This window comes from Mesorhizobium sp. WSM4904, from assembly GCF_029674545.1.
Taxonomy (GTDB): Bacteria; Pseudomonadota; Alphaproteobacteria; order Rhizobiales; family Rhizobiaceae; genus Mesorhizobium.
The window spans coordinates 519,474-545,506 of sequence record NZ_CP121354.1 but is presented as its reverse complement, the minus strand read 5'-3'; the positions used below and the strand labels follow the sequence as shown (position 1 = coordinate 545,506).

Annotated in this window: 26 protein-coding genes and 1 tRNA gene; 11 read left to right on the top strand and 16 right to left on the bottom strand. The window is 65.4% G+C overall.

Translation table 11 applies throughout. The features are described from left to right. Nucleotides 1-22 precede the first annotated feature (22 nt). From QAZ47_RS02510 to QAZ47_RS02500, 3 genes are all read left to right on the top strand, one after another. Entirely contained in the window at nucleotides 23-313 is a 291-nt protein-coding gene (locus tag QAZ47_RS02510) for a DUF1778 domain-containing protein (protein WP_278232393.1), read from the top strand. After that, entirely contained in the window at nucleotides 313-840 is a 528-nt protein-coding gene (locus QAZ47_RS02505) for a GNAT family N-acetyltransferase (protein ID WP_278205416.1), read from the top strand. Before QAZ47_RS02510 ends, QAZ47_RS02505 begins: the two co-directional genes overlap by 1 nt. Nucleotides 841-988: 148 nt before the next feature. After that, nucleotides 989-1,789: a class I SAM-dependent methyltransferase gene (locus QAZ47_RS02500; protein WP_278232392.1), complete on the top strand. Its 801-nt coding sequence runs from the start codon at nucleotides 989-991 to the stop codon at nucleotides 1,787-1,789. Nucleotides 1,790-1,792: 3 nt separating this feature from the next. Here the strand turns inward: QAZ47_RS02500 and QAZ47_RS02495 are convergent, their stop codons facing one another. The 8 genes from QAZ47_RS02495 to iolE all read right to left on the bottom strand — a co-directional run bounded on the left by QAZ47_RS02495 (nucleotide 1,793) and on the right by iolE (nucleotide 9,139). After that, on the bottom strand, nucleotides 1,793-2,032 hold the full coding sequence (locus tag QAZ47_RS02495; protein WP_278232391.1) for a hypothetical protein: 240 nt from the start codon (nucleotides 2,030-2,032) through the stop codon (nucleotides 1,793-1,795). Nucleotides 2,033-2,058: 26 nt separating this feature from the next. After that, the gene (locus QAZ47_RS02490) at nucleotides 2,059-2,997 is read right to left on the bottom strand and encodes a sugar phosphate isomerase/epimerase (protein ID WP_278232390.1); all 939 of its coding nucleotides are present in this window, start codon (nucleotides 2,995-2,997) and stop codon (nucleotides 2,059-2,061) included. A gap of 30 nt (nucleotides 2,998-3,027) precedes the next feature. Next, a complete protein-coding gene (gene iolG / locus QAZ47_RS02485; RefSeq protein WP_278205414.1) occupies nucleotides 3,028-4,020 on the bottom strand; it encodes an inositol 2-dehydrogenase in 993 nt (330 codons plus the stop codon). A gap of 64 nt (nucleotides 4,021-4,084) precedes the next feature. After that, entirely contained in the window at nucleotides 4,085-4,903 is an 819-nt protein-coding gene (locus tag QAZ47_RS02480) for a carbohydrate ABC transporter permease (RefSeq protein ID WP_278078097.1), read from the bottom strand. Then, nucleotides 4,900-5,805 (bottom strand): sugar ABC transporter permease, encoded by a 906-nt coding sequence (locus QAZ47_RS02475; RefSeq protein ID WP_278232389.1) that lies wholly within the window; start codon nucleotides 5,803-5,805, stop codon nucleotides 4,900-4,902. The genes QAZ47_RS02480 and QAZ47_RS02475 overlap by 4 nt, the downstream gene beginning before the upstream one ends. Next, nucleotides 5,805-7,118: an extracellular solute-binding protein gene (locus QAZ47_RS02470; protein ID WP_278232388.1), complete on the bottom strand. Its 1,314-nt coding sequence runs from the start codon at nucleotides 7,116-7,118 to the stop codon at nucleotides 5,805-5,807. The genes QAZ47_RS02475 and QAZ47_RS02470 overlap by 1 nt, the downstream gene beginning before the upstream one ends. Beyond that, nucleotides 7,115-8,212 carry an ABC transporter ATP-binding protein gene (locus QAZ47_RS02465; RefSeq protein WP_278205411.1) on the bottom strand — a complete coding sequence of 366 codons (1,098 nt, stop codon included), beginning with the start codon at nucleotides 8,210-8,212 and terminating at the stop codon, nucleotides 7,115-7,117. Before QAZ47_RS02465 ends, QAZ47_RS02470 begins: the two co-directional genes overlap by 4 nt. 15 nt (nucleotides 8,213-8,227) lie before the next feature. After that, on the bottom strand, nucleotides 8,228-9,139 hold the full coding sequence (gene iolE / locus QAZ47_RS02460) for a myo-inosose-2 dehydratase (RefSeq protein WP_278232387.1): 912 nt from the start codon (nucleotides 9,137-9,139) through the stop codon (nucleotides 8,228-8,230). 554 nt (nucleotides 9,140-9,693) lie between these two features. On the opposite strand from iolE, the gene QAZ47_RS02455 reads away from it, so the two are divergent. After that, on the top strand, nucleotides 9,694-11,253 hold the full coding sequence (locus tag QAZ47_RS02455; protein WP_278232386.1) for a PLP-dependent aminotransferase family protein: 1,560 nt from the start codon (nucleotides 9,694-9,696) through the stop codon (nucleotides 11,251-11,253). Between the two features lie 631 nt (nucleotides 11,254-11,884). Here QAZ47_RS02455 and QAZ47_RS02450 read toward each other — a convergent pair. Then, nucleotides 11,885-12,367: an SRPBCC family protein gene (locus tag QAZ47_RS02450; protein WP_278232385.1), complete on the bottom strand. Its 483-nt coding sequence runs from the start codon at nucleotides 12,365-12,367 to the stop codon at nucleotides 11,885-11,887. After that, a complete protein-coding gene (locus QAZ47_RS02445) occupies nucleotides 12,364-12,681 on the bottom strand; it encodes a metalloregulator ArsR/SmtB family transcription factor (RefSeq protein ID WP_278232384.1) in 318 nt (105 codons plus the stop codon). Before QAZ47_RS02445 ends, QAZ47_RS02450 begins: the two co-directional genes overlap by 4 nt. A 228-nt stretch (nucleotides 12,682-12,909) precedes the next feature. Between QAZ47_RS02445 and QAZ47_RS02440 the strand changes: the two genes are divergently transcribed. After that, nucleotides 12,910-14,115, top strand: a complete 1,206-nt coding sequence (locus tag QAZ47_RS02440; RefSeq protein WP_278232383.1) for a carboxymuconolactone decarboxylase family protein — start codon at nucleotides 12,910-12,912, stop codon at nucleotides 14,113-14,115. A gap of 49 nt (nucleotides 14,116-14,164) precedes the next feature. Here QAZ47_RS02440 and QAZ47_RS02435 read toward each other — a convergent pair. Both QAZ47_RS02435 and QAZ47_RS02430 read right to left on the bottom strand, forming a co-directional pair. After that, nucleotides 14,165-14,241: transfer RNA gene (locus tag QAZ47_RS02435), tRNA-Arg, on the bottom strand. A gap of 215 nt (nucleotides 14,242-14,456) precedes the next feature. Continuing rightward, nucleotides 14,457-15,389: a DUF1003 domain-containing protein gene (locus tag QAZ47_RS02430; RefSeq protein WP_278232382.1), complete on the bottom strand. Its 933-nt coding sequence runs from the start codon at nucleotides 15,387-15,389 to the stop codon at nucleotides 14,457-14,459. 464 nt (nucleotides 15,390-15,853) lie between these two features. On the opposite strand from QAZ47_RS02430, the gene QAZ47_RS02425 reads away from it, so the two are divergent. Then, nucleotides 15,854-16,303: a universal stress protein gene (locus tag QAZ47_RS02425; RefSeq protein WP_278232381.1), complete on the top strand. Its 450-nt coding sequence runs from the start codon at nucleotides 15,854-15,856 to the stop codon at nucleotides 16,301-16,303. Between the two features lie 272 nt (nucleotides 16,304-16,575). Here the strand turns inward: QAZ47_RS02425 and QAZ47_RS02420 are convergent, their stop codons facing one another. After that, entirely contained in the window at nucleotides 16,576-17,631 is a 1,056-nt protein-coding gene (locus tag QAZ47_RS02420) for a D-alanyl-D-alanine carboxypeptidase family protein (protein WP_278232380.1), read from the bottom strand. Between the two features lie 437 nt (nucleotides 17,632-18,068). On the opposite strand from QAZ47_RS02420, the gene QAZ47_RS02415 reads away from it, so the two are divergent. The 4 genes from QAZ47_RS02415 (at nucleotide 18,069) to QAZ47_RS02400 (ending at nucleotide 22,617) form a co-directional block, all read left to right on the top strand. Beyond that, complete coding sequence (locus tag QAZ47_RS02415; protein WP_278232379.1) at nucleotides 18,069-19,877, top strand: methyl-accepting chemotaxis protein; 1,809 nt, start codon at nucleotides 18,069-18,071, stop codon at nucleotides 19,875-19,877. A 231-nt stretch (nucleotides 19,878-20,108) separates the two neighbouring features. Then, a complete protein-coding gene (locus tag QAZ47_RS02410) occupies nucleotides 20,109-21,215 on the top strand; it encodes a hypothetical protein (RefSeq protein ID WP_278232378.1) in 1,107 nt (368 codons plus the stop codon). 332 nt (nucleotides 21,216-21,547) lie between these two features. Then, a complete protein-coding gene (locus QAZ47_RS02405; protein ID WP_278232377.1) occupies nucleotides 21,548-22,159 on the top strand; it encodes a nucleoside triphosphate hydrolase in 612 nt (203 codons plus the stop codon). A gap of 149 nt (nucleotides 22,160-22,308) precedes the next feature. Beyond that, on the top strand, nucleotides 22,309-22,617 hold the full coding sequence (locus QAZ47_RS02400) for a hypothetical protein (protein WP_278205399.1): 309 nt from the start codon (nucleotides 22,309-22,311) through the stop codon (nucleotides 22,615-22,617). A gap of 7 nt (nucleotides 22,618-22,624) precedes the next feature. On the opposite strand, the gene QAZ47_RS02395 is transcribed toward QAZ47_RS02400, so the two are convergent. The 3 genes from QAZ47_RS02395 to QAZ47_RS02385 all read right to left on the bottom strand — a co-directional run bounded on the left by QAZ47_RS02395 (nucleotide 22,625) and on the right by QAZ47_RS02385 (nucleotide 24,976). Continuing rightward, complete coding sequence (locus QAZ47_RS02395) at nucleotides 22,625-23,329, bottom strand: glutathione binding-like protein (RefSeq protein WP_278232376.1); 705 nt, start codon at nucleotides 23,327-23,329, stop codon at nucleotides 22,625-22,627. A gap of 179 nt (nucleotides 23,330-23,508) precedes the next feature. Next, nucleotides 23,509-24,717 carry a beta-ketoacyl-[acyl-carrier-protein] synthase family protein gene (locus tag QAZ47_RS02390; RefSeq protein WP_278205397.1) on the bottom strand — a complete coding sequence of 403 codons (1,209 nt, stop codon included), beginning with the start codon at nucleotides 24,715-24,717 and terminating at the stop codon, nucleotides 23,509-23,511. Nucleotides 24,718-24,721: 4 nt separating this feature from the next. After that, nucleotides 24,722-24,976, bottom strand: a complete 255-nt coding sequence (locus QAZ47_RS02385) for an acyl carrier protein (RefSeq protein ID WP_278075019.1) — start codon at nucleotides 24,974-24,976, stop codon at nucleotides 24,722-24,724. A gap of 195 nt (nucleotides 24,977-25,171) precedes the next feature. On the opposite strand from QAZ47_RS02385, the gene QAZ47_RS02380 reads away from it, so the two are divergent. Further along, on the top strand, nucleotides 25,172-26,029 hold the full coding sequence (locus tag QAZ47_RS02380) for an urease accessory protein UreD (protein WP_278233757.1): 858 nt from the start codon (nucleotides 25,172-25,174) through the stop codon (nucleotides 26,027-26,029). Nucleotides 26,030-26,033 lie beyond the last annotated feature (4 nt).

The following is a 26,033-nucleotide window of genomic DNA, read 5'->3' as shown; positions in this document are numbered from 1 at the left end:
ATCCTGAACAGGAGGATTTTCGATGGCGCGGTCCACTCGCGACGCAGCGCGCAAGGATGATGTGATTCAGATCCGCGCCTCAGCGGGGATGAAGGCTGTTCTTAGCCGCGCCGCGAGCTTGCGCGGGCAGAAACTGTCGGAGTTCATGCTCGACAGCGCCCGCAAACAGGCGGAGGAGACCATTCTCGATCAGCGCGCCTTCTTTCTCGACGCCGATGCGCATGAGAAATTTCTCGATCTGCTCGACACGCCCAGCAAACCGTCCGAGGAACTTCGCGCGCGGATGACGCGCAAGCCGGCCTGGGAGCGCTGATGCCCGCTGGGCAACTGCAAGTCCGCCCTCCGGAACGGCTGACCGTCGGCCACGACGTTTCCGAATTTCGCAACGGCAAGCATCCATCCCTCGACGACTGGCTGCGCAATCGCGCCTTGGCCGGCGAGGGCCTGTCAGCCCGAACCTATGTCGTCTGTGACGCGGACGCGAACGATCGCGTCGTCGGCTATTACGCGATCTCGACGGCGATGGAGGAGCGGGTTGCGCTGCCAAGCGCACGGCTGCGGCACGGCATGCCCGAGCAAATCCCTTTGCTGCTGATCGGCCGTCTGGCCGTCGATCAGGCGTTCCAGGGAGTAGGCTTAGGCAGCGACCTGCTTTCGGATGCGCTGCGGCGCTGTCTAGCGGTCTCGGACATTGCCGGGGTTCGTGCCGTGGTGACGCATGCGATCGACGATGAAGCGATGGGTTTTTATCAACGGCACGGCTTCATTGGGTCTCCGCTTGGCGAGCGGGTGATGCTGATGCCGATAGAGACGGTGCAGGCGCTGCTTTCGAAAGCTTGAGGCTGATGCATAGATTGGCCACCGTGAAATTGCCCACACAGGCGCCGGCACGCATTGCGCTATTCTGCGTTCGATACCGTCGATTGCTCTGCGCTTGGCAGCAATGCCGTCGAGACTTAGCTTGGACGCATAACCAGGGAGGGCCTTGATGACATCGAGCTTCACCGTTCACGCGGCGTCCGGCTATGAGCAGCTCATGGGGCGCTGGAGCCGCAGGCTGGCCCCCAAGTTCATCGACTTCGCCGGCCTGGCCAAAGGCGAAAAGATCCTCGACGTCGGCTGCGGCACCGGCAGCCTGACCTTCGAACTGACGAAATCCGCCGATCTCGCCGAGATCCGAGCAATCGACTTCTCGCCGGTCTTCGTCGCGGCGGCGAAGGAGAGGAACACCGATCCACGCGTCACCATCAGTCAAGCCGACGCCACTGCGCTGCCCTTCGCGGACAACACATTTGACCGCGCCCTTGCCCTGCTCGTGCTGCACTTCGTTCCGGAAGCCGGCAATGCGGTGGCCGAGATGCGCCGCGTGGTGCGGCCGGGCGGCGTGGTCGCTGCCGTGGTCTGGGACCATCTCGGCGGCATGACGGGCATGCGCATGATGATCGACACGGTGGCGGCGCTCAGCGAGGCCGGGCGCCAGATGCGCAATCGCTATTGCTTCCAGCCGATGATGCAGCCCGGCGAGATGCAGCGGACCTTTGTCGAACAGGGCCTGGCAGACGTCAGCGAAACCGAGCTGACGATCCGTATGGACTACCAGAACTTCGATGACTACTGGGCGCCGATCGGCGCCGGCGAAGGCCCGCTCGGCAAGTTCATGACCACGCTGGATGCGGCGGAGCGGACGCGCGTCGAAGCCGCCGTCCGCGATGCCTATGAGGCCGGACGGCCGGATGGGCCGAGATCCTTCGCCAACGTTGCGTGGGCCTGCAGGGGGATCGTGCCCTGACCTTCAGCCCGATCTGAGCTGCGCGCGCACGGCGTCCCGGAAACTGCGGAAGTTCGAATAGCCGAGAAGCGTCAGCAGCCTGATCAGCGTGGTGGTTGGAAGCCCGGTGGCCTCGGCCATGCCGGCCGCCGTCATGAAGGCGGCGTCGGCCCATCGGCTGCGCAGGAAATCGCCGAGCGCCGGATGCTTGGCGACGAGCTTGGGCTCGCACGCCAGCGCCGCGACCAGGCTCGGCGGCGGCATCGGCCTTGCGAGGCGATCCGCCTGCATCAAGCCAGATTGATGGCGACGTTGCGCAGCAACGCCACGGATTTGCGCATGCCTTCCATCGGCGACAGCATCATGTCCTCGTGCTCGATGGAGAGCACGTCATCGTAGCCGACCTGCTTCAGCGCGACACAGAACTGCCGCCACCAGGTCTCGCCGGGACCATAGCCCAGCGTGATGTAGTTCCAGGCCCGATCGGCATAGTGGTTCGGCGGACGCGCATCGAGCACGCCGTCGACGGCTGCCGGTATCGGTTCGATGCGCGTATCCTTGGCATGCACATAGTAGATCGCCGAGCCGAGCTTGCGCACGGCGGCGATTGGATCGGCGCCCATCCAGAGCGGGTGGCTCGGATCGTAGTTCGCGCCGACGGTTTCGCCGACGGCATCTCGAAGCCTAAACAGCGTCTGGACGTTGTAGACGGCCTGATGACCATGCAGCTCCAGGCACAATTTGCCTATGCCGAGATTGTTCGCGAAGCTGACGAGATCGCGCCAGTAGGGAATGATGCACTCGTCCCACTGGTAGCGCTGGATTTCGGCGCATTCGGGCGGCCAGTCGGTGATGATCCAGTTGGGGTTGGCATCGCCCGGGCCGCCGGGCAAGCCGGACATCATCACCACGCGATCGATCCCCATCAGGCTCGCCAGCCGGATCGTGTCCTCGGTCATCTGACGGTGCTTCTTGCCCTGCGGTCCCGGATGCAGCGGGTTGCCCGAGCAGTTGAGGGCAGCGATTGTCAGCCCGTGGTCGCGGACCTTGGCGACGAATTCGGCGCGGGTCAAAGCGCTGTCCAGCATGGCCGCGAGATCGATGTGCGGCGCCGACGACCAGTTGCCGCAGGCGAATTCCAGCGTCTCCAGGCCAAGTTCGGCCGAGGCGTTGAGCATCTCGTCGAAGGAAAGGTTGCCCAGGCTGTCGGTGATCATGCCGATCTTCATTTTCAGGACTCCCGAGTTGAGACCATCCGCTCAGAGCTTCACAGGCTCGAACCTGCCGGATCTGGCGGAGGCAAGCGCCGCCTCGCAAAGGATCATGGCCTTGCGGCCGTCGCCGGCGGTGACGGCGGGCTTCCTGCCGGTTTCGACGCAGGTGATGAAATGATCGATCTCGGCGGCGTAGGACTCGGCGTAGCGTTCGACGAAGAAGTAGTAGGGCTTGTCGCGCGATATGCCTTTGCCGCCGTACATCTCGACCGAGGTCGGCAGCCGGTTGCCGGCCTGCAGCATGCCCTCGGCGCCATGCACCTCGATGCGCTGGTCGTAGCCGTAGGCAGCCCTGACGCTGTTGTTGATGTGGCACTGCCGGCCGGACGCGGTGCGCAGGATGAACATCGCGGTGTCGTAGTCGCCGAGCTTCCTGTATTGCGGCGCCACCAGCGAGGAGCCGGTTGCAAAAAGCTCGGCCGGCTCCTCGCCAAGCAGGTTTCGCGCCATATCGAAGTCGTGGATGGTCATCTCGCGGAAGACGCCTCCGCCCCCGGCCAGCGCTTCCTCGGTTTCGGGTTCGGGGTCGCGGCTGGTGATGATGACCTGCTCGACGGCGCCGATCTCGCCGGCGGCAAGGCGCTCCTTCAGCGCCCGGAAGCTCGGATCGAAGCGGCGGTTGAAGCCGATCTGGAACGGCACGCCGGCTTTCTCGACCGCGGCCAGGCACTCGTCCGTGCGCTCGAGATCGAGATCGATCGGCTTCTCGCAGAAGATCGCCTTGCCTTTTGCCGCCGCTGCCATGGCGAGCTCGGCATGCGTGCGCGTCGCGGAAGCGATGAACACCATCTTCACCGACGGGTCGTTCATCACGGTGTCGGTGTCGGCTATCCCGGCGCCGGTGGCGGCGGCGACCTTGGCGGCCGCTTCGCGATTGGGATCGACGATGTAGCGCAGCCGCACCCTTGGATGGCGCGCCAGATTGCCGGCGTGCACACGGCCGATCAGCCCCACTCCGAAAAGACAAACATCTATCATGCGCTTCGACTTTCCTGTCGGGCCGCCCTGTCGCGCGACAGCCAGGTTCATGTTTCGCCGGCGCTCATTTCACCGCGCCCATGGTGAGCCCGCGCACCAGATGGCGTTGCACCAGGAGCGCGAAGAAGACGATGGGCAGCGCGCCGATGACGCCGGCCGCCGCCATCGAAGCCCAGTCGGTGTCGATGCGGCCGATCAGCGTCGCCGTGCCGCGCGGCATGGTCATCGCGCGCGGCGTCGCCGTCAGCGCCAGCGCGAACAGGAACTCGTTGAAGGTGACCAGCACGGCGAAGATCGCGGTCGCCGCTAGCCCGGGGGCCGCCAGCGGCAGGGTGATGCGGCGGAAGGCGCCGAAGCGCGAATCGCCGTCGACCATCGCGGCTTCCTCGAGATCGACGGGGATCTCGCGGAAGAAGCTTTCCATCATCCAGACGCAGAAGGTGACGTTGAAGGCGGTGTAGGTGGCGATCAGGCCGAGCCAGGTATCGAGCAGGCCGAGGCTCAGCATCAAGAGATAGACCGGGATCAGGATGACAACCGGGGGGATGATGCGCAGCGTCAAAAGAAACAGCCCGACCTTGCCCTCCATGGCGAAAGGCAGGCGGAACCTGACGATCGCATAGGCGCCCATCGCGCCGACGACCAGCGCGATGGCGACGGAGAAGAAGGTCACCACCAGCGAGTTCGTCAGGTAGGAACCGAACTGCTTTTCGGTGAACAGCCGGACATAGTTGTCGAGCGTCGGCACGTGCGGATAGAGCGTGCCTTCCTGCGTGATCTCGCGGTTGGACTTGAGCGAGGTGGAGACCAGCCAGTAGATTGGCAAAAGCACGACGGCCAGGACGAAGAGGGTCGTGACGATGCGCGCCAGACGGGTACTCATGACGCGTCGATCCTGCGCAGAAGCCGGATGGCGCTGAAGGCGAGCGCGAGCACGACGAGGCCGATCGTCACGAACAGCGCCGCCGCGTAGCCGGTCTGCTGGAACTTGAACGCGGTGTCGTAGCCGTAGATCGAGATCAGCCTCGTCGCCTCGCCCGGCCCGCCACGGGTCAGCACGAAGACCTGGTCGAAGGTGCCGAAGGCATCGATGGTCCTGAGCACAATGGCGACCGCCAGTACCGGCCGCATCATCGGGAACGTCAGATCGGCAAAGACGCGCCAGGCGCCGGCGCCGTCGACCCGCGCGGCCTCGAACGGTTCGTGCGGCAGCGATTGCAGCCCGGCGAGCAGGATCAGGAACATCAACGGCGTCCACTCCCAGACGTCGAGCACGACAAGGCCGATGAAGGCGTTGAGCGGGTTGCCGAGGATCTGCGCTTCGCCGCCGCCGATGGCTTCCGACAGCGCCGTCAGCATGCCGGCGTCGCTGGCGTAGATCAGGCGGAAGACGATGGCGACGACGACCGGCGTGATCACCATCGGGATGATCAGCACCGTCCTGAGCAGGCGGATGCCGCGAAATTCGCGCAGGCAAAACAGCGCCAGCGCGAAGCCCAGCACCGCCTCGAACGACACCGACAGCGCCACGAACTTCACCGTGATCCAGAGCGCGTTGAGGAACTGCGTGTCGCTCCACAGATGAACATAATTTTGCAGGCCGACATCGGAGATCGGCGAGCCGTAGCGGTAGGCCCTGGTGCTGGCCCTGAGACCGTCCCAGAGCGGATAGACGAGCACGCCGAGCACGATCATCAGCCCCGGCGCCAACATGAGATATGGGAGGGCGAGGTCGAGCCCCGCCCCCTGCAGGCGATATTTGCGTGCCTGCGCTGCGCCTTGCATCAGTAGTACCCGGCGGTGGTCAGATAGTCCTTGACCTGCTTGGCGGCCGTGTCGAGCGCGGCGCCGCCGCCGGAACCGGCCTGCAGCGCCTTGTTGAGCTCGATGCCGAGCAGTTCCTCGACCTTCGCCCAGTCGGGCGTGCGCGGCCTCGGCAGCGCGCCGGCGTCGAGCTGCTTGAGGGCGACCGGGATCAGCCGGTTGCCTGGCTTGGCGATGCCGAAGGCGCTGCGCTTGACCGGGATCGAGCCCGCTTCCGACAGCTTCGCCTGGGTCTCGGCGCTGACATACCACTTCAGGAACTCGATCGCGTTCGCCTTGTTGGGCGCCGCTTTCGGCACGCCGGCGATGAAGATGCCCATCTGCGCGATCGCCTTTGCCTGGCTGGGCACGACGCCGAAATCGAGCTTGCCCGCCACCTTGGTCTGAGCGGGATCGTCGGCCTTAAGCGCATTGCCCGAATACTGGATGATGGCGCCGGCCTCGCCGCCGAGGATCGCCGCCCCTTCCTGGTCGGAGTCGAACTCGACCACCCCGCTCGGCGCGTTCTGCTTCATCGTGCCGACGAAGAAGTCGGCGGAGGCCTTGCCTTCGGCCGAGTTGAAGATCGGGTTCCACTTGTCGTCGAAGAAGGAGCCGCCGAACGACAGGAAGACCGGATACCAGCTGGTGACGATCGGGTTGCCCGAAACGCCGCGGAAGACGACCGGGTATTTGATCTTGCCGGCGGCGACGCCTTCCTTGCCCTTGGCGATCACCTCGTCCCAGGTCTTGGGCGCGCCGCCGGTGAAGACGTCGTTGCGGTAGGTGAGCGTCTGCAGGTCGCCGACGAAGGGCACGCAGATCAGCGTCGACTTGGCGCTTTCGAAGCCCTTGACGCGCGGCCCCTGCTGCGGCGGCCAGTAGCCCATGTCGATCATCGAGCCGATCCAGTCCTTGTCGGCGCCGTCGATGCCGCCGGCGCCGAGATCCTCGAGCACGTTGGCGGCGCCGAACTGCGGCACCCATGGATCGTCGAGCAGATAGAGGTCGTACTGGCCGGCGCCGCTCTGGGCGTCGGCGAACCACTTCTCCAGCGTCACGCCATATTCATCCTCGAGGAATTCGATGTCGAAGCCCTGCTCCTTCGCCAGCGGGATGATCTTCTGCTTGAAGGGCGTCAGCCCGCCATCGGCGAAGGCGCCGATGATGACCTTCTTGCCGGCTGCCCTGGCGGGCATGGGCAGACCGAGCGTGGTGAGGGCCGTGGTGGCTAAAGCCAGGCCAAGCCCGCCCTTGATGACGGAGCGGCGAGTAAGTCTGCTGGAATGCATCATTTCACTCTCCCATTGCTGTTGACCCTGTGGACGGCGGTGAGGCCGGCCGAATTGAAGAAACAGGCGTTCGCCGGGTCGAAGGCGACGCCGATGCTTTCGCCGACCGCGCCCCTGAAATCGCGGCCGGCCCGTACCGAGACGTTGCCGCCTTCGAGGCGGACATTGACCAGCGTCTCGTTGCCCATCGGCTCGACGACGTAGATTTCGCCGGGCAGCGCGCACGGTTCGCCTGGCTGGGCGACGCTGCAGTCTTCCGGGCGCAGCCCGATCTCGACGATCTCGGCCTGGCGGCATTGGGTGAGCCGCGTTTGCTCCAACGGCACGATCCTGGCGCCGACCTTCACGCCTTGCTCGGCGAGTGCCGCCGGCAGGATGTTCATCGGCGGGTTGCCGACGAAGGTGGCGACGAAGCGGTTTGCCGGACGGTCGTAGACCTCGATGGGCGGCGCCATCTGCTGCAGCTCGCCGCCATGCATGACGGCGACCAGGTCGGCCATCGTCAAGGCCTCGACCTGGTCGTGGGTGACGTAGATGGTGGTGGCGCTGAGGCGCTGGCAGAGCCGCTTGATCTCGCCGCGCATGGTGAGCCGCAGCCGCGCGTCGAGATTGGAGAGCGGCTCGTCCATCAGGAAGGCCGCCGGGTCGCGCACGATGGCGCGGGCCAGCGCGACGCGCTGGCGCTGGCCGCCGGAGAGCTGGCGCGGCCGGCGGTCGAGCAGATGGCCGATTTCGAGGATCGAGGCGACCTCGCCGATCTTGGCCTTTCGCTCCGCGTCCGGCGTGCCGCGGATCCACAGCGGATAGCCGATGTTTTCGGCGACCGTCATCTGCGGATAGAGCGCATAACTCTGGAACACCATGGCGATGTCGCGGTCGCGCGGCTGCAGCCGGGTGACGTCGCGCTCGCCGATGAAGACCTTGCCGGCGGTCGGCATGTCGAGCCCCGCCAGGATGCGCAGCGCCGTCGTCTTGCCGCAGCCCGATGGGCCGAGCAGCGCGAGGAATTTGTGGTCCGGCACGGCGAGGTCGAGCGATCGCAGCACGTTGAGCGCGCCGAAATTCTTGACCACGTTTCTGAACAGGACCGAACTCATCGCCCCGCTTGTTCCTCAGCCCTTCCGCTCGTCGACGGTGAACCCGGCCTTGCGGGCGAGGTCGCGCAGGTTGCGGTAGCCCATTCTCGCATAGGTCAAGGGATGCGCCTTGGCCGGATCCTGCTCGGCCTCGACCACCAGCCAGCCGCAATAGCCCTTGTCGGCCAGGATCCTCAGCAGGCTCGCATAGTCGATCGCGCCGTCGCCGGGCACGGTGAAGATGCCTTCCATCACCGCGCCCATGAAGCTCATGTCGGTGGCGCGCGCCTTCTTCAGCACCGCCGGGCGCACGTCCTTGCAATGGACATGGACGACGCGGCCGACATGCCGGCGTAAAAGCCGCTCAGGGTCGCCGCCGGAGAAGGCGCAGTGGCCGGTGTCGTAGAGCAGCCCGACGGCCTCGCCGGTGACCTTCATCAGCATGTCGATCTCTTCGTCGGTCTCGACGATCGTGCCCATGTGATGATGAAAGGCCATGCCGACGCCGAAATCAGCAAAACGTTCGGCCAGCCGCGTGATCTTTTCGCCGTAGGGCTTCCACTCTTCGGCCGAAAGCCTTGGCCGCTGCGAGATCGGATCGTGGATCGCGCCATGGCGGCCGCGCGAGGTGTCGGCATAGACGACATGTTTGGCGCCGAGGTCCCTGAGCAGCGTCAGATGCGGCCGGATCGCCTCGAACTCGTCCTCGACCTCTTTCTCGCAGATGCGGCCGTCATACCAGCCGGAAACCAGCGCCAGCCCGTAACGGTCGAGGATGGGACCGAGCATGCGGCTGTCGCGCGGGAACTTGCCGCCGAGCTCCGTTCCCGCATAACCCGCTTGCGCGGTTTCGCCGAGGCAGGTCTCGAGCGGCGTGTCGCCGCCCAATTCCGGCACGTCGTCATTGGTCCAGGTGATCGGATTGATGCCAAGTCGAACTGTGGTCATTGCTCGCTTTCCACCCACGGCCGGAAAGCCGCGCGGTGTGAGTTTCGGGAGGGAAATGGCTGCGGGCGGCAGGAGCAAAGCCCTGCCTCGTTCGTTTGGCCAGACGCCCTCCCAGTTGCCTTGCCCGAACCAGTCCTCTCGTCGACGTCTTACCCCAACGTCAGCAATTGGAGTCTACGCCGCTCTGTCTCCATCGCGAGGTCCAGTTTTCCGGAAAATGAAGGAACCAGTTGTGCGCGCCGGCGGCTGTGGCAGGATGGGGAGGAATCAGGGAGCGGTGTGGCATATGGAAGAGCTACCTAGGCGTCCATCGTTGGCGCGAGGCACCCCCCTCTGGCCTGCCGGCCATCTCCCCCGCAAGGGGGGAGATTGGCAGCTCCGCTGGCGGTGCCATCCTTGCAACGTTGGAGATTGGCGAAAGCCGGGGCGACATCTGATCTCCCCCCTTGCGGGGGAGATGGCCGGCAGGCCAGAGGGGGTGGGCGGGAACTCGACGCTGCAAAGCGAGCTCCTTGGACGCTTCCGTTGCCGGCAGGCCACAGAGACTAACTCCCATGCGCCCCCTCCACCCCAAGCCCCAGGCCTTCCCGCTCGACATGCTGGCCGTCAACCGCTCGAGCCCCGAGCATCTGTCGCGCCAGCTCTATCACGGCCTCGTCGCCATCATCCGCAACCGCACGCTGGCGCCGGGCTCGGAACTGCCTTCGACGCGGGCTTTGGCCGCCGAGCTCGGGCTTGGCCGCAACACCATCGTCTCGGCCTATGACCAGCTCGTCACCGAAGGCTATCTGGCCAACCGCCGGGGCGCGCGCCCGGTCATCGTCGACCTGCCGGAAGGCCCGCGCGAGGCTTTTGCCGAAGCGCCGCCGGTGCCGCTGCGCCGGCCCTCGCGGCGCGGCGAGGAGCTGCTCAGCCAGCCTTGCCATCACGGCAGGCCAGGGCACGTCGCCTTCCATCCCGGCATGCCGGACGCGACGAGCTTTCCCTTCGGCGTCTGGGGCCGGCTGGTGGCGCGCCGCGCCAGCCATGGCGGCGAGACTTTGTTCGGCACCTATGACGTGACCGGCCATCCGGCGCTGAAGGAGGCGATCGCCGGCTATCTCTATTCCGCGCGCGGCGTGCGCTGCCGCCCCGGACAGATCGTCGTCACCACCGGCGCGCAGGCAGCCTTCGATCTGCTCGCCCGCCTTTTGCTCGACCCCGGCGACACGGTGTGGATGGAAGAGCCCGGCTATTACGGCGCCAAGGCCGCCTTCACCGTGGCCGGCGCCAAGATCCGACCCATCCCGGTCGACCAGGAGCGCGGCTGGCGCCTTGAGCATGATCCCGAACCGAAGGTCAGCGAAAGCAAAAAGTGGGAACCGGTTTTCGGAGAAAGATCATGCTCCAACAAAGGGTCAGACACGCCGGACTTTTCGCCCCGCCTCGTCTATGTGACGCCGGCCTGCCAGCATCCGCTCGGCATCACCATGCGCATGGAGGAGCGGCTGCGCCTGCTCGACATCGCCGAAACCGCGAATGCCTGGGTGATCGAGGACGATTTCGACGGCGAATACCGCTTTCAGGGCAGGCCCGTGCCGGCGATCCAGAGCATGGACCGCTCCGGCCGCGTCATCTATGTCGGTACCTTCGCCAAGCTCTTGTTCCCGGCGCTGCGCATCGGTTTCATGGTGCTGCCGGTCGAGCTCGCCGGCCGCATCGTCAACGCGATCTCCACCACCGGCCAGTTCGCCCCGCTGCTCTTGCAGGCGGCACTCGCCGACTTCATCACCGAAGGCCATATGAGCCGGCACCTTAAACGCATGCGCCGCATCTACGCCCAGCGCCGCCAGCTTTTCCGCGAGATCGTTTTGGAGCGCCTGCGCGACGAGATCACGCTGTCGCCCGCCGAGGCCGGCATCCAGGTGGTGGGCTATCTGAAGGAGGGCATCGACGACATCGAGGTCAGCCGGGCTGCGGCAAGGAGGGCGATCAACGTTTCGCCGCTGTCGAAATACTTCCAGAACACGGCCCCGACGCAGGGGCTGGTGCTGGGCTACGCGGCGTGCGATGCGGCGCAGATGCGGGAAGGGGTAGAGCGGCTGGCGGTGGCGATCCGCGAGACGCTGGGGTGAGGGAATCGCGCCTGGGCGGCCAATCGTCAGCCCACTGCGCGGTCACTTGGCTACCTGTTAGGGCAGAGAGACTAAGCGTCGAACGTCGGCCGGACAGCGCCCCCCTCTGCCCTGCCGGGCATCTCCCCCACAAGGGGGGAGATCGGATGTCGCATCAGCTTTCGCCAATCTCCAACGTCTCAAAGACTCCAACGTGTCAAAGATGAGCGGGGCGCCGAAGCTGCCAATCTCCCCCCTTGTGGCTAGGCACACATCTTCTGTGACTGGCGTGACTGATCGACCTGAGGCTTGATTGCCACGTGGTTCCCCCAATCCGTCGCTGCTTCGCAGCGCCACCTTTCCCCCCTCCGGAGGGAAAGGAAGGGAGCCTTGCTGGACGAGCGTTGACGGCAAAAGGCTTGGCGCCTTTCCTCTACCCCGTCGATCGGGGGAGAGGTGGCTCGGCGAAGCCGAGACGGAGTGGGGGTCGACCAGCGCTACATAAGACAATGCATGCGCCAAGCTGCCATGCACGCTATCGCCAAAGACCAGTCGCTTGGAAATGTGTGCATGCCGTAACCCTTGTGTGGGAGATGTCCGGCAGGACAGACGGGGGTGCGAAGGAACTCGATCGTGCAAATCCGGGCTACCGTCAGCCCCGCCGCACCACCTCCGCATAGCGCTGCAGATAAAGCGGCCAGCCCTGGTCTCCGCCGACGCCGTCGCGCACGCTTTCCCAGCCTTCACCGTGGCGCTCCAGGTTCCGGTGTTCGAGCTCGACGCGGGTGCGCCCTGCCGTTTCGGCGATAAACCGCACTTCCCATTCGCTGGTCTTTTCCAAGTCGGTCTCGATCCGCCATTGCGGGCTGATGTCCCAGCTCAAGAGCACCCGGTTGGGCGGCTCATAGGCCAGCACCCGCGCCCAGCGGCACTCGGTGCCGTCGACGCCGCGGTCGTAGACATGGCCGCCGACCCGCGGCTCGAACACCGTCTCGGCGATCTGCACGGTAAGCAGATTGTGCTCGGCCGGCTTGAAGCTGCCGAAGCCTTCGGTGAAAACCTTGAAGGCACGCTCGATCGGCGCCTCGACCACGACGGACTGCTTCACCGACGCGATGGGGACTCTCGTGTTCATGATCGCTCCTCTGGTGGAGTCTCGACGGCCTCCTTGTAGGCCGCGAGCGTCTGGCTCCAGAACCGGTCGAGCCAGGCGCGCATCTGGCCAAGCCCGTGCGGGTCGATGTGGTAGACGTTGCTGGCGCCCTTAGGCTCCGCGCGCACCAGCCGCGAAGCCTTGAGCACCTTGAGATGCTGCGACACCGCCGACTGCGACACGGCAACCTGCCGCGTGATCTCCACCACCGAGTGCGGCCGCTCCGCGATCAGCTCGAAGATCTGTCTGCGGGTGGTGTCGCCAAGGGCGGCGAGCTGGACGCTGTCAACAGTCATGACTTATGATAAGTGGAGACTGATGATGAAGTCAAGTGAGGTGGCGACTCGGGAGGACCCGATGACGAGGCGCACTACATCGACGCTGTGGTGCTATGATTGTGTCGGTGTGGGCCTCTCGATATGCGTCGCTGGCGGACCTATGTCCGATGGCTCGACGGCTTGCCGCATGGCCGAAATGCCCGAGACCTCCACATGAATCGCTTGATAAGGGAGTGCCGACAGACCATGGCTCAAGAAGCGAACGGCACGCGTTTCGAACGCGGCATGGAAGTTCTCCGGCGAATCGGCGGCGAGGGCTTTGACTTGCCGATCAAACGGCTTGCGGAAGCGTCGCCGGACCTGGCGCGTTTTATGGTCGAATACCCTTATGGCGATATTCTCTCCCGGCCGGGACTGGATTTGCCGCTGCGGCAGGTTTGCACCGTCTCTTGTCTGATGGCGCTGGGCAGCGTCCAGCCGCAGCTCAAGTTTCATATGACAGGCTTCCTCAACGCCGGAGGCAGGCCGCGGGATTTGGTGGAGTTGCTGTTCGTATCCGTGGCGGTCCTCGGCTTCCCTTGCGCTGTCGACTCGATCGCCCTGGTGCGCGAGATCTTCCAGGAACGACGTATCGCTTTCGAAGCCCCGCCGCCGGCAAGCGACGACGGAACACAGCGATACCGGCGCGGCCTGGAAGTCCTCTCGGCAGTCCACGGCGAAGACCATCTGCGGCCTCTTGAGACGATCTCGCCGGAGCTTGCACGCTGGTCGATTGAATTCGCCTTCGGCGAGGCTTTGTCGCGCGAGGGGCTGGAACCGAAGGCCAGGCACCTAGCCATCATCTCGATGCTCGCGGCGACCGGCAACCGCAACGAAGCTCTCGATTTCCATCTCAAAGCCGCCCTCAAGCAGGGCCTGTCGCCCGCAGAGATTGCCGAAGCGCTGATGCAGCTTAGCGTCTATGCCGGATTTCCCGCCGCACTCAACGCCTTCCGCCTCGCTCGACAGGCCTTCGCGGCAGATCGCGACGCCACGGCGATCACGGCGCCGTCCGCTGCGGCGTCCGAGAGTCGGGAGGTGCGCCGCGCGCGCGGGCTCGCAACGCTTGCACAGACCTCCGCAGCATCCGGCGAGGCCGTCATCCGCAGCTTCGACGACATTGCGCCGGATATCGGCCGGATGATCGTCGAGCACTCGTATGGCGATGTTTTCTCAAGACCAGGCATCGATCCCAAGACGCGCGAGCTGACGGCCTGCGCGGCCTTGGCCGCGGTCGCGACCAAGACTGCGGAAGCCCCGCTGCGCGTCCACATCAATGCAGCGCTCAATGCCGGCGCGAGCCGCAAGGAGGTGCTCGAAACCCTGCTCAACCTCGTCCCTTACAGCGGCTATCCCGTCGTGCAACAGGCGGTGCGGATTGCCGGCGAGGAATTCGCCAAGCGCCCCGAATGAAGTTGTTGCTGGCGGGGTATCGCCCGCCCTTCCTCGATACCGAGATCGATGGCGCACCCGACAAGATTCGAACTTGTGACCTCTGCCTTCGGAGGGCAGCGCTCTATCCAGCTGAGCTACGGGTGCTTCCCGGGAAACCGGAAAAACGAACCGGCCGGTGAACCGGCCAGCCACGGCTTCTTAGCGGAAGCTGCTCCGGGCTTCAACGGGCAATTGGCGATTGTGCAGCGGCCCGGGATGGCTGACTGCCTTGCCGATAGAGCAATCGGAGATGGCGCTCCCCGTCTCGGCTTCGCCGGGCCACCTCGCCCCTACTTTGTGGCGGCGAGCAACCCGAGCTCCTAGGCCTCACCCTCCGCTTGCACCTTGGCGGCCTTGCGTCTCACCGCCCGAGTGGCCCGCTTCTGCTTCTTCGCGGTCAGCTCGTGCATGGCGTCGAGCTGCATCTGCTGCATTTCGGCCAGCCGCTGCCACTGGCGCGAGATCAGGTAGTCGAGCTTTTCATGCAGGTGCCGCACTTCGAGCTCCGCCTTGAGGTTCACCCGGTAGTCGTTGAAGGAGCGCAGCCGATCCTTCGCTTCCTGCCGCTTCTGGCTCATCATGATCACCGGCGCCTGGATGGCGGCGATGCAGGAGAGCATCAGGTTGAGCAGGATGAACGGGTAGGGGTCGAACGCCCTGGCCTCGCCCTGCAACAGGTTGAGGCCGATCCAGATCAGAAGCACGGCCGCGAACGAGATCAGGAACCACCAGCTGCCGCCGAACTCGGCCATGGTGTCGGAGACGCGGTCGGCGAAGGAGCGGTGCTCCTCGAACTCCTCTTCCGAGTTTTCCGAGATCGTGTCTTGCCTCGCGATCGATTCTACCACCTGGCGGTCGAGCTCGGAGAATTCGCCGTGCTCCTGCTGCAGCAGTTCCTCCATGTAGCGCATGCGGTAGCGGGAAAGCTCCTGGCGGCTGATGCGGGCGCCGCGCGGCAGGTCGGGATGATCGGCGCGGATGCGGTCGGAAAGGCTGGGCCTGAGATCGTCGATGCGCACCAGGTCGCGCTTGCGGAACTTTCTGCCGCTGATCGCCGACGGCTTCTTCTTCGGCTTGACCCGCGCCGCGCCAGGCGGCGTGGGCTCCGAATCCGGCACCTCCGGCGCTTCGAGGATCTCGTCGGCCGCGTCTTGCGCGTCCTCCGGCACGGTGGCCGCCTCGAGATACTCGCCGCCGCTTTCGTTCTCGTTGTCCGCTTGCTTTTGCGCGGATGCCTTCGGGTCGCTGGCCATGGCAGTGCTCCTGTTCGCAGGGCTTTGCGATACGATACGCCAAGCCGGCGCGGCATATCCATCGCGACTGTGAAGGCCGTGTGACCGAACAAGTTCTTGTGATTGGTGGGGGCGGGAAGCTTCCCAGCCCCGGAGTGTCATCGCGTATGCCGGCCCCGCCCCCACTCCGTCTCGGCTTCGCCGAGCCACCTCTCCCCGCTTCGCGAGGGAGAGGAACGGGCGCGACCTTATTTCCTCTCCCCCACCTTTTTGGTGGGGGAGAGGTGGCTCGGGCGAAGCCCGAGACGGAGTGGGGAGCGCCTTTTGCGATTATCCGCGCCCGCTGGCGCCACGATCCCCGCCGCCTGGCACCATCCCTGCCCCTGTGGCCGGCCGGCGCGACAAACTACATCAAGCCTAAGCCTGCCTCCAATCAGGCTCCCGCCACCAGGGGCGCGTCGCCCCGCAGAAGAGGGACCGCCACCATGTACAAGCACATTCTGATCGCCACCGACGGCTCGGAGCTCGCCGGCAAGGGCGTCGCCCACGGCCTGGAGCTCGCCAAGGGCCTCGGCGCCACCGTTACCTTCGTCACCGTCTCCGAGCCGTTCCCGGCCCTAGCCTGGGGCGGCGCCATGGCCGGATATGTCGCCGCCGACGAGCTCACCAATTACGAGGAAAGCGCGCGCAAATATGCCCGCAAGGTGCTAGACAAGTGCAAGGCCGATGCCGATGCGGCCGGCGTGCGCGCGAAGGTCCTGCATATCGAGAACAAGGCGCCCGCCGAGGCGATCCTCGACACGGCCCGCGCGCAAGCCTGCGACCTCATCGTCATGGCCTCGCACGGCCGCCGCGGCATCGGCCGGCTGGTGCTCGGCAGCCAGACCGCGGAAGTGGTGTCGCTGACGGAGATCCCGGTGCTGGTGGTTAGGTAAGGTCTACGGATAGGACGGCGCGCCACTTTCAGTTCGTCATTCTAGGGCGGAGCGACGCGAAACGTCGCGCAGACCCTAGAATCCATTCCGTTACGCCTGCCGAAAAGCGCCGCGATGCAGAACAGAGGACGCCCACGCTGGCGTCTCGGCGTCACTGTCTGAACCGCCTCGACGCTCCTCGGTCACGGAATGGATCCTAGGGTCTGCGCTGCGTCGCTCCGCTCCTTGCTTCGCCCTAGGATGACGAGGCGCTGGACGTCCGCCGCGACTTTCTATTGCGCCGGCAGCAGCGGCGAAGCGGGCGACGCCAAATCCGGCGATGGCAAATCGGACGCCGGCTGGCCCGGCGGCGGCGACGCAGGCGCGGCCGGCGGCGGCAGGCCAGGCAGCGCCGAGTCTGGCTGCGGCAAACCGGGAAGCGCCGCAGCGGCCGGCTGCTGCCCGGCATACATCAGCTGCGGTTTCGCATCGGCGACGGTCGGCCCCAAACTCCGCTGGATCAGCGCTTCGACATGGTCGTTGCGCTGGCGCGCGCTTTGGGCGCCCATCACCACCACGATCAGATGCCGGCCGTCGGCATTGTAGGAAGTGACGATGTTGTAGCCGGAGGCGCGGATATAACCGGTCTTGATGCCGTCGACGCCGCGCACCCGTCCCAGCATGTCGTTGTGGCCGCGCACCAGCCGGCCGCGGAACATGAAGTCGCTTTCGAAGAAATAGTGGAAATGCTGCGGGAAGCGGTGCTCGAGCGCTATTCCCAGCACCGCCATGTCGCGCGCGCTCGTCACCTGGCCGTCGTCGGGCAGGCCACAGGCGTTGCGGAAATTGGTGTTGGTCATGCCGAGCTGGCGCGCCTTGGCGGTCATCATGGCGGCGAACTGGTCCTCGCTGCCGCCGCCGAGATATTCGCCCACCGCCACCGCCACGTCATTCGCCGACTTCACCACCATGGCGCGGATGGCGGAATCGACGTCGATCGTTTCGCCGCGCCTGAAGCGCAGCTTCGTCGGCGGCTGCGAAGCGGCATGGTCGGAGACCGGGATCTGCGTTTCCTTGCTCACCCGGCCGCTCTCCAGCGCCTCGAACAGCATGTAGAGCGTCATCATCTTGGTGAGCGAGGCCGGATAGCGCTGCGCCGTCGAATTCACTTCGAACAAGGTCTTGCCGGTCGAGGCGTCGACCACGATCGCCGCGTATTTCTGCGGCTGCGCCGGGACGGCGAGCACGCTTTCCGGCGGCGCCGCGGTGGTGCAGCCGGCGACCAGCACCAGAAAGACAAGCGCGGCGATCAGTTTCTGGAGGAGGAGAAAGGGACGCGGACTGGACAAAATTGTTCTTAAGCTGTTGCTGAGATGCGGCGAAGCTACCGTACCGCGTCCACCGCGTCCATTTGGTTAACGGCGGCATTAAGGCATTTGCCCAGGTTTTGTAGGGTTGAACCGGGTTGCCTTGCCACCGATGACGGCGCTGCCCCTCATCCGCCTGCCGGCACCTTCTCCCCGTATAGTGACGGGGAGAAGGGAGTTGGCCCGCTACCTTGGCGCTTTTCCTGCAAGCTGGCGATTGGCGAAATCGGCGGCGACAGCGTCCCTCTCCCCGTCACTATACGGGGAGAGGATGCCGGCAGGCAGGTGAGGGCAGCGCCCAACCTTGGCCATTGGCAGTTGCGGTGAGGTTCTGCCCTCGGGCGACACTTGCGACCCCGCTTTGCCATCCCCACCGCCTTGCCGCTATGATGCGCCGGCTTGGATTTGGGGGGATCGGCATGTCGGAAATCGCCACGGGCACGACCTCGCTGCTCAGGGCCTCGCTCAGCCGCACCGGCAAATGGGCGGGCAGCGTCGCCTTCGTCAGCGGCGCGGTGTCGGACGTGCTCAATCCGCTCGGGCCCTTCGCCGCCTATATCGCGCTGATCGCGGCGGTCGCGGCGGCGATCATCACCGTCGCCATGGTGCTGCGTCTGGTGCTGGCGGCCAAGGCCATGCCGGCGCTGATCTTCGCGACAAGCGCCGCTGCGATCGCCGGCGGCGTCTACGGTATCCAGCAGGAGACCAATTCCCAGAACGGCGTCATCGCCACCCTGGTGCCGGCGGTGGCCGAGCTCCAGCAGTCGCTCGGCATCGTCTCCGAGAAGGTGGCGAGGATCGAGCAGACGGTCACCGAAACGCAGAAGACCGTCGAACAGGTCAAGAAATCCACCGACACGGTGGCGCGGAAGACCGACCAGATCGCGCAGGCTGAGAAGCAGCAGACCGCGCAGGGCGCCGAGACGCAGAAGACCGTGGAAGCGGTGAAGCAGACCACGGATACGCTTGCCGCCGGCCAGCAACAGCAGCAGGTTCAGGCCGAAAAGCTGCAGGCGACGACTGAGCAGATCGCCGCCTCCATCGACACGATCGCCAAGGGCTTTGCCCAATTGGCCGCGCAAGGCGGCGCGATTGCCGATCCCAAGCGTCCCGACGAGTTCTACCACAACGCCCGCGTCTATGAGCTGGCGGGCGACATGCTCAACGCCAGGCGTTCCTATCTCGCCTTTGCCGGCTTCGATGTCGACGCCATCGATCCCTATACGCGCTTCGCCACGCTGCTGAGAGTCCAGGACGGCAAGGCCGGCGCCCGCGAAGTGTTCGGCCAGCTTGCCGAAAAGGCCAAGGCGCCTGCGATCACGCTCGTCCATCTCCTGCAGTTCGACGACGCCCAGCGGCTCGACAAGCTCAACACCTTCATCACGGCCAATCCCGACTATGCGCCGGCTTACTTCCTCCTGGCGCAGGAGTTTTCGGAGGATCGGCTCGGCAGCCAGACTCTGGCCGACAAGCGCAGCGAGGCTCAGGCGCTGACCAAGTTCGTCTCCTACGAGAAAGATGGCGGGCTGCTCAAATATTTCGTCGACCAAAGGGAGCTCGCCGACTGGCTCGACCGCAGCCGCAGCCGGCTGGCGGCGCTCAGCGATGTGCTCGACCCGGCGCGCTTCGTGCCGACGCTGACGCCGACGCGCTCCAACGCCGGCTGGTCTATGACGATCTCGCTGCCCGAACCGGCGACCGCGATCTCCTGGCGGCTCGGCGACAGCGGCCCGTTCACCGATACCGGCCTGATGGCGATGAACGACCAGCGCACCGGCAAGCCGATGCCCAATCCGAGCTTCGAGTTGCCCGACAGCACCGCCGCCACCAATATCGGCATAAAATATCTCGACATCAGGGGCCGCGAGACCGGCCCATTCGATATCCGCTTCGATCCGGATTCGGCACTCCAGCAGGGCAACAAGCAGATTCTCGATCAGTTCTGGACGTCATGGATCGCCTTCGACGCCGGCGGCAACCATGGCCTGGTCTATTTCACCCAGATGCTGTCCTTCCGCTGCGCCATCAAGGAGGTGCGCTACAGCCTGAACGGCACCGCGCTCGACAAGGAGATCAAGATGCCGCCCTGCGGCGCCAAGGATCCTTACGCCATCCCCTCGGACTACCAGCCCTATTTCAAGGTGAAGGACGACGTGAAGTCGATGGCGGTGCAGGTGACGTATACCGACGGCACGAAGTCGCCGGTCAGGGAGTATAAGAGGCAGTAGGGGGGCTCCTCCCACCCTCCCCCTTGTGGGGAGGGTCGATCCGCGCAGCGGATCGGGGTGGGGTCGAAAGGACTGGACCCCACCCCGTCGAGCGATCTTCGCTTGCTTCGATCGCTCGCGCCCACAAGGGGGAGGGTGGGGAGCTGATGCAAATTGCCTATGGCCCCGCTTGCGCGAACGGCACCGGACAGGCTTTGCTGCCGCCTCGAAGATTCGGGGGAGGCAGGATCAATGGAAACAGTCACCATCACCGCAAAGGGCATTTCCGTCTCGCTCGATCTCGCCGTCGGCCATATCGCCGCCATGGAAATCGAGGCGGGCGGCCGCGTCCTGAAGCCGCTCCACCGCGCGCCCTGGGTCGGCTCGCCGCGCGAGAGCCTGCCGCAGAATCTCCCCGAAGGCACGGTTCGTCTGTCGGGCGATTTCCTCTGCGCGCCGTTTTCCGCCAGCGACGTTGAGGAAGCGCCCCTGCATGGCTGGACGGCCAACAGCGAATGGGACGTCGTCGAGAACGGCGCCATTGCCGGCGGCCGGCGCGCCGTCTTCCGGCTGCGCCGCAAAGTGATGGGCGCCGCCGTCGACAAGATCTTCACGCTGCGCGACGGCCATCCCTTCCTTTACCAGGAGCACGTCTTTTCCGGCGGCTCCGGCGCGATTTCCGTCGCCCATCATCCGATGACGGCGATGGGGGACGGCGGGCGGCTCGCCTTCTCGCCGAAGCGTCTGGCGGTCACGCCGGCGACCCCGCTGGAGCCAGATTCGGCGCGCGGCAGGTTTCGCCTGGCCTATCCCGGCCGCGCCACCGATCTCGCGCATTTCCCGCTGGCTGCTGGCGGCACCACGAACCTCGCCGACTATCGCATGGAAGACCGGCGCGAGGATTTCATCACCCTAGTCGAGGCCGATCATGGCGGGCCGGGCTGGACGGCGCTGGCCCGCCGCGCCGAGCAGGATCTGGTGCTGGTGCTGAAGAATCCGGTCGAACTGCCGGTCACCATGCTGTGGTTCAGCAATGGCGGGCGCGACTACGCGCCCTGGAGCGGCCGCCATGTCGGCGTGCTCGGCATCGAGGACGGCCGCGCCGCGGTCGGCCACGCCGCCTCGCTCGGCGACAACTGGCTGAAGCACGAAGGCGTGGCGACGGCCTTCGCGTTGACCGAAGGGCGGAGCGTCTCCTTCCGCCACGTCATAGGCGCGCTTCCGTTCGCCCAGGCTGAACCACCGAGGGGTCTGGAACAGGCGACCGATCGACTGCGCATCCTTGCCCCGAATGGCCCGGCGAAGGAGGTGCCTTTCGACGGCGAATTCCTGCGCATCGGGCGCTCAGTGCCGGCCTAGGCCAGTAAGTTCGTCATTCCAGGGCGAAGCAGAGCGAAGCTCCGTCGCGGAGACCCTGGAATCCATGCCGTGACATTGGCCGAAGAGCCCAACGGCGCAGAATTCTGAGCCGTGGCAGCGCTCTGGCGTCACGGAATGGAACCTCGGGTCTGCGCTGCGTCGCTACGCTCCTTGCTCCGCCCGTGGATGACGAAGGGATAGGCGTCTCGGCTGATCTCGAGGGCGGGAGACTGCCAATCAATCAGTCGAAACTTCGGCATCAGGGAACCACGTTTGAAATTTCCGCCGACAGCCGCCAAGATGCGGCCGCAGTCGCTAACGAAGAGGCGCCGATGTCCGACCTGGCCCATATCACCGCCGACATCTTCAAGCGCGCCGGCAAGGCAAAGCGTTTCGTCGTCGCCATTGCCGGTCCGCCCGGAGCCGGCAAGTCGACCATATCGGGCCGGCTGCACGAGCTGCTGCCCGAGGGCACGTCCGAAGTCGTGCCGATGGACGGCTTCCACTATGACGACATCGTGCTGAACCGCCGCGGTTTGCGTTCGCGCAAGGGCGCGCCGGAAACCTTCGATTTTGCGGGCTTCGAGACGCTTTTGAAGCGTATCCGCTCCGGCGAGCCGGACATTGCCATTCCGGTCTTCGACCGCAGCATGGAATTGTCGCGCGCGGCGGCCGAGATCATTTCCGCGGACACCAAGTTCATCCTGGTCGAAGGCAATTATCTCCTCCTTGATGAGGAGCCGTGGTCGCGACTGGCGCCCTTGTTCGACTTCACCATCTTCGTCGATGTGCCGCGAGGCGAGCTCGAGCGCCGCCTGATGGAGCGCTGGCGCGGCCATGGCAAGTCCGACGAGGACGCGCGCGCCTGGATCGTCTCCAACGACATGCCGAACATCGAGCGCGTGCTGGCCAGGCGCCGGGAGGCCGATTTGGTAATTGGTTAACCTGCTCAATTTTCACTATTTTTGGCGGGAACCTTAAGACTTACAAGCCGTTATGGCCGTACTCCCAATTGTCCGGCGCCGAGGCAATTCCAGGAAAAGTGTGTAACGGTTTTCCGGCCGGACTTGCGCGAATAACAGGGAACCGTGCCATGGCAACCAAGACCAGAAAACCCGCGCCTGCCAGAAGCAGGGCTAGTCAATCCAGAGCCGGCACTGCTCCGGCAACGGCTGAGCGCTCCAAGGACGCCAAGCCGACATTCGGCAAGGCGGCGCCCAAGCAGGTCGTGCCCGGCGCGGCGCACAAGACCGCCGCAAAGGCCGCGAAGTCGCACAAGCCGGCGGCGAAGTCGGGTCCGATCCGCACGGTCGCAAGCGTCGCGACCGGCGCGGTGGTGGCCACCGCGCGGCTTGCCGCTTCCGTGCTCGGCCGTCGCGGCGCCAAAGCCAAGACCAAATAGAGCGCGCTCAGCCCCTCGCCGGGATGGTGAGGCCCCTCTGCACGGCCGGTCGGGCAAGGCCCCGCTCCAGCCACGCCGCTACGGTTGGAAAATCGTCGAAGCCGACAAGCTCGCGCGCTTCGTAGAAGCCGATCAGGTTGCGCACCCAGCCGAGCATCGAGACGTCGGCGATGGTGTATTCGTCGCCCATGATCCATTGCCGGCCCTTCAGCCGCGTTTCCAGAACGCCGATGAGGCGCCGCGACTCGTCGCGATAGCGTTCTAACGGCCGCTTGTCGGCGATCTCGCGCCCGGCGAATTTGTTGAAGAAGCCGACCTGCCCGAAGATCGGGCCGATCGCCGCCATCTGGAAGAACACCCACTGGATCGTCTCGTAACGCCGGATGGGATCGGCCGGGATGAGCTTGCCGGTCTTGTCGCTGAGGTAAACCAGGATGGCGCCGGATTCGAACAGCCCGATCGGCTTTCCGTCGGGCCCGTTCGGGTCGATGATCGCCGGTATCTTGCCGTTGGGGTTGAGCGACAGGAATTCGGGCGTCCAGCTTTCGTTCTTGCCGATGTCGACATAGTGCGGCTCGTAGGGAAGGCCGATCTCCTCCAGCGCGATCGAGATTTTCACCCCGTTCGGCGTCGTCGAGGAGTAGAGTTGCAGGAGGTCTGGATGCCTGGCCGGCCAGCGCTTGGTGATCGGAAAGGCGGACAGGTCGGTCATCGTAGCTCCGGATGCGGATTGGCGCCGAATGGGTGCTTGGCAGGTCGGCAAGAATTAGGACCCTGACCCCTCGGGATCAATATGTCGGCAATCGACTCGCCGTGCACGGGAGCATCAAAGCATTCCCGTCAGGCCAGAAACGCGTTCCGGCGGATGGCGGGCGTGTCGGATTGCCCGTATCAGATCGCCTTGAACGCCAGCACCGCATTGGTGCCGCCGAAGGCGAAACTGTTGCTCAGCGCCGTGCGCACCTTGCGCTCCCGCGCCACGTTCGGCGTCACGTCGAGATCGCATTCGGGGTCGGGCTCGCGGAAATTCGCTGTCGGCGGCACGATGCCGTCGCGGATCGCCATGACGCAGGCGATCATCTCCAGCCCGCCAGACGCGCCGAGGCAATGCGCATGCATCGACTTGGTCGAGGAGACCGAGAGCGACCGCGCATGCTCGCCGAAGACGCGCTTGATCGCCGCGGTCTCGATCTGGTCGTTGGCCTTGGTGCCGGTGCCATGCGCGTTGAGATAGTCGACATCCTCGGGGTTGAGGCCGGCATCGACCAGGCAGAAGCGCATCGCCGCTTCCGGTCCCTCGACCGTGGGCGCGACGATGTCGGAGGCGTCGGCCGAGAGGCCCGCGCCGGCGATCTCGGCGAGGATGGTGGCGCCCCTCGCCATGGCATGGTCGTAGCTTTCCAGCACCGCCATGCCGGCGCCTTCGCCGAGCGACAGGCCCTGGCGGTCGGCCGAGAACGGCCGGCAGGTGTCGGGCGAAAGCACCCTCAGCGCCTCCCAGCCCTTGAGCACGCCCCAGACCAGCGGCGCTTCGGTGCCGCCGGCGACCATGACGTCGGCGCGCCCGAGACGGATGTGGTCGACGGCCGAGGCGATCGCGTGGTTGGCCGACGAGCAGGCGGAGGTAACGCCGAACACCGGGCCGCGCAGGCCGAGATTCATGCTGACCTGGCCGGCTGCGGCGCCCGGCATCACTTTCGGCACGGTGAAGATGGCGGCGCGGTTGCGCCCTTCGAGAAGGATGGCGCGGTAATTTTCCTCGATCGTTTCGAAGCCGCAGACGCCGATGCCTATGGTTGCGCCCATCCGGTAGGTGTTGTCGGCATGCGCGGTGAGCCCGGACTGCCGCATCGCCTCCCGCGCCGCGATCACCGCCAGCAGGCTGAAGCGGTCCATCGACACCACTTGCTTGCGGTCGATGCCGTGATCGGGCAACTCCTTGATTTCGCAGCCGACCTTGACCTTCAGGTCATGCAGGGACGGGTTCTCGATCGGGCCGATTGCCGAGCGGCCGGCGCGCATGGCGTCCCAGATCGCCGGCACATCGTTGCCGAGCCCGCATATTCCGCCAATGCCGGTGATGACGACGCGCTTCAGCATGCAATCAGGCTTTTTTCGCGATCAATTCGCGAACCGCCTCGACCATGTCGCCGACGTTCTTGAGGTTGCTCCAGGCGTCGACCGTGTTCATCTCGATCTCGATGCCGTACTTCTCCTCGAGGTCGAAGATGATCTCGGTCAGCTCCAGCGAGTGGATACCAAGCGTGTTGAGATCGGTGCTGGTGGTGATTTCCTCACCGCCAGTCTCGGCATGCGCCTTGATCTTTTCGATGATTTCGCTCGTCAGTTGGTCAGCCATTCGGTTCCTTCCCCTGTCGTTTTCCGACGCCAACTGATCAGCGCCCCTTCGTCCCCGGATTCGCAAACGCCGTCGCCCCTACCTCGCCAGGCATCGCGTGACCGCTCCAAGGTGGCTCCCTCTATAGAAACCGAAACGATGTCAAGCAACAAGCTATATATCGACAAAGCCACCGGAGTGCTTAACGTTGGGGCCGTGGACACGATCGACGATATCCTGGTTTCCCTGCCCGCCGCGCAACGTGTTGCCGGGCGAGGCAGGCTTTTCTGCGGCAAGAGCGGCGGCCGGACCCGCCTTCAACGCCTCTACCAGGACGGATCGGCCAAGATTCGCATGCCGGCGGTGCAAGGCGACCCGCTCGAGGCCGTGCTGATCAATACGGCCGGCGGACTGACCGGCGGCGATCGGCTTGGCTGGTCTATCGAGGTCGGCGACGGCGCCGCGGCCTCCATCACCACACAGGCCTGCGAGAAGATCTATCGCGCCGCATCGGATCGCGCCGAGACGACAGTCACGCTCGATGTCGGCGCCGGTGGCCAAATCGCCTGGCTGCCGCAGGAAACGATCGTTTTCGACCAGGCGGCCTTTGCAAGGACGCTCGATGTGAAGCTTGCGGCGGATGCCGAAGCGCTGCTTTTGGAGGCGACGCTGTTCGGCCGGCTGGCGATGGGCGAACGGACGCTTCTGGGCAATTTCCACGATCGCTGGCGCGTCCACCAGAACGGCCGGCTCATCCATGCCGAGGATTTTCGCATCGGCCCGGATATCGCGGCCAGGCTCCAGCATCGGGCGGTGGCCGGCGGCGCGCGCGCGATTGCAACCGCGCTTCTCGTGGCCCCGCGTGCGGAAACCCTGCTGGAGCCGGCGCGCGAGATCATCGGGGATCCCCACGTCGGTGGCTGGAGCGGCGCCAGCTTCTGGAGCGTCGGGCAATCTGGCAAGCTTCTTGCGAGGCTCACCGCCGGCGACGGCTACCAGCTCCGCCAGCGGCTGGTTCCGCTCGTCGAATTGCTCAACGGACGGGCGGGCCTGCCCAAATTATGGTCACTCTGAGTTT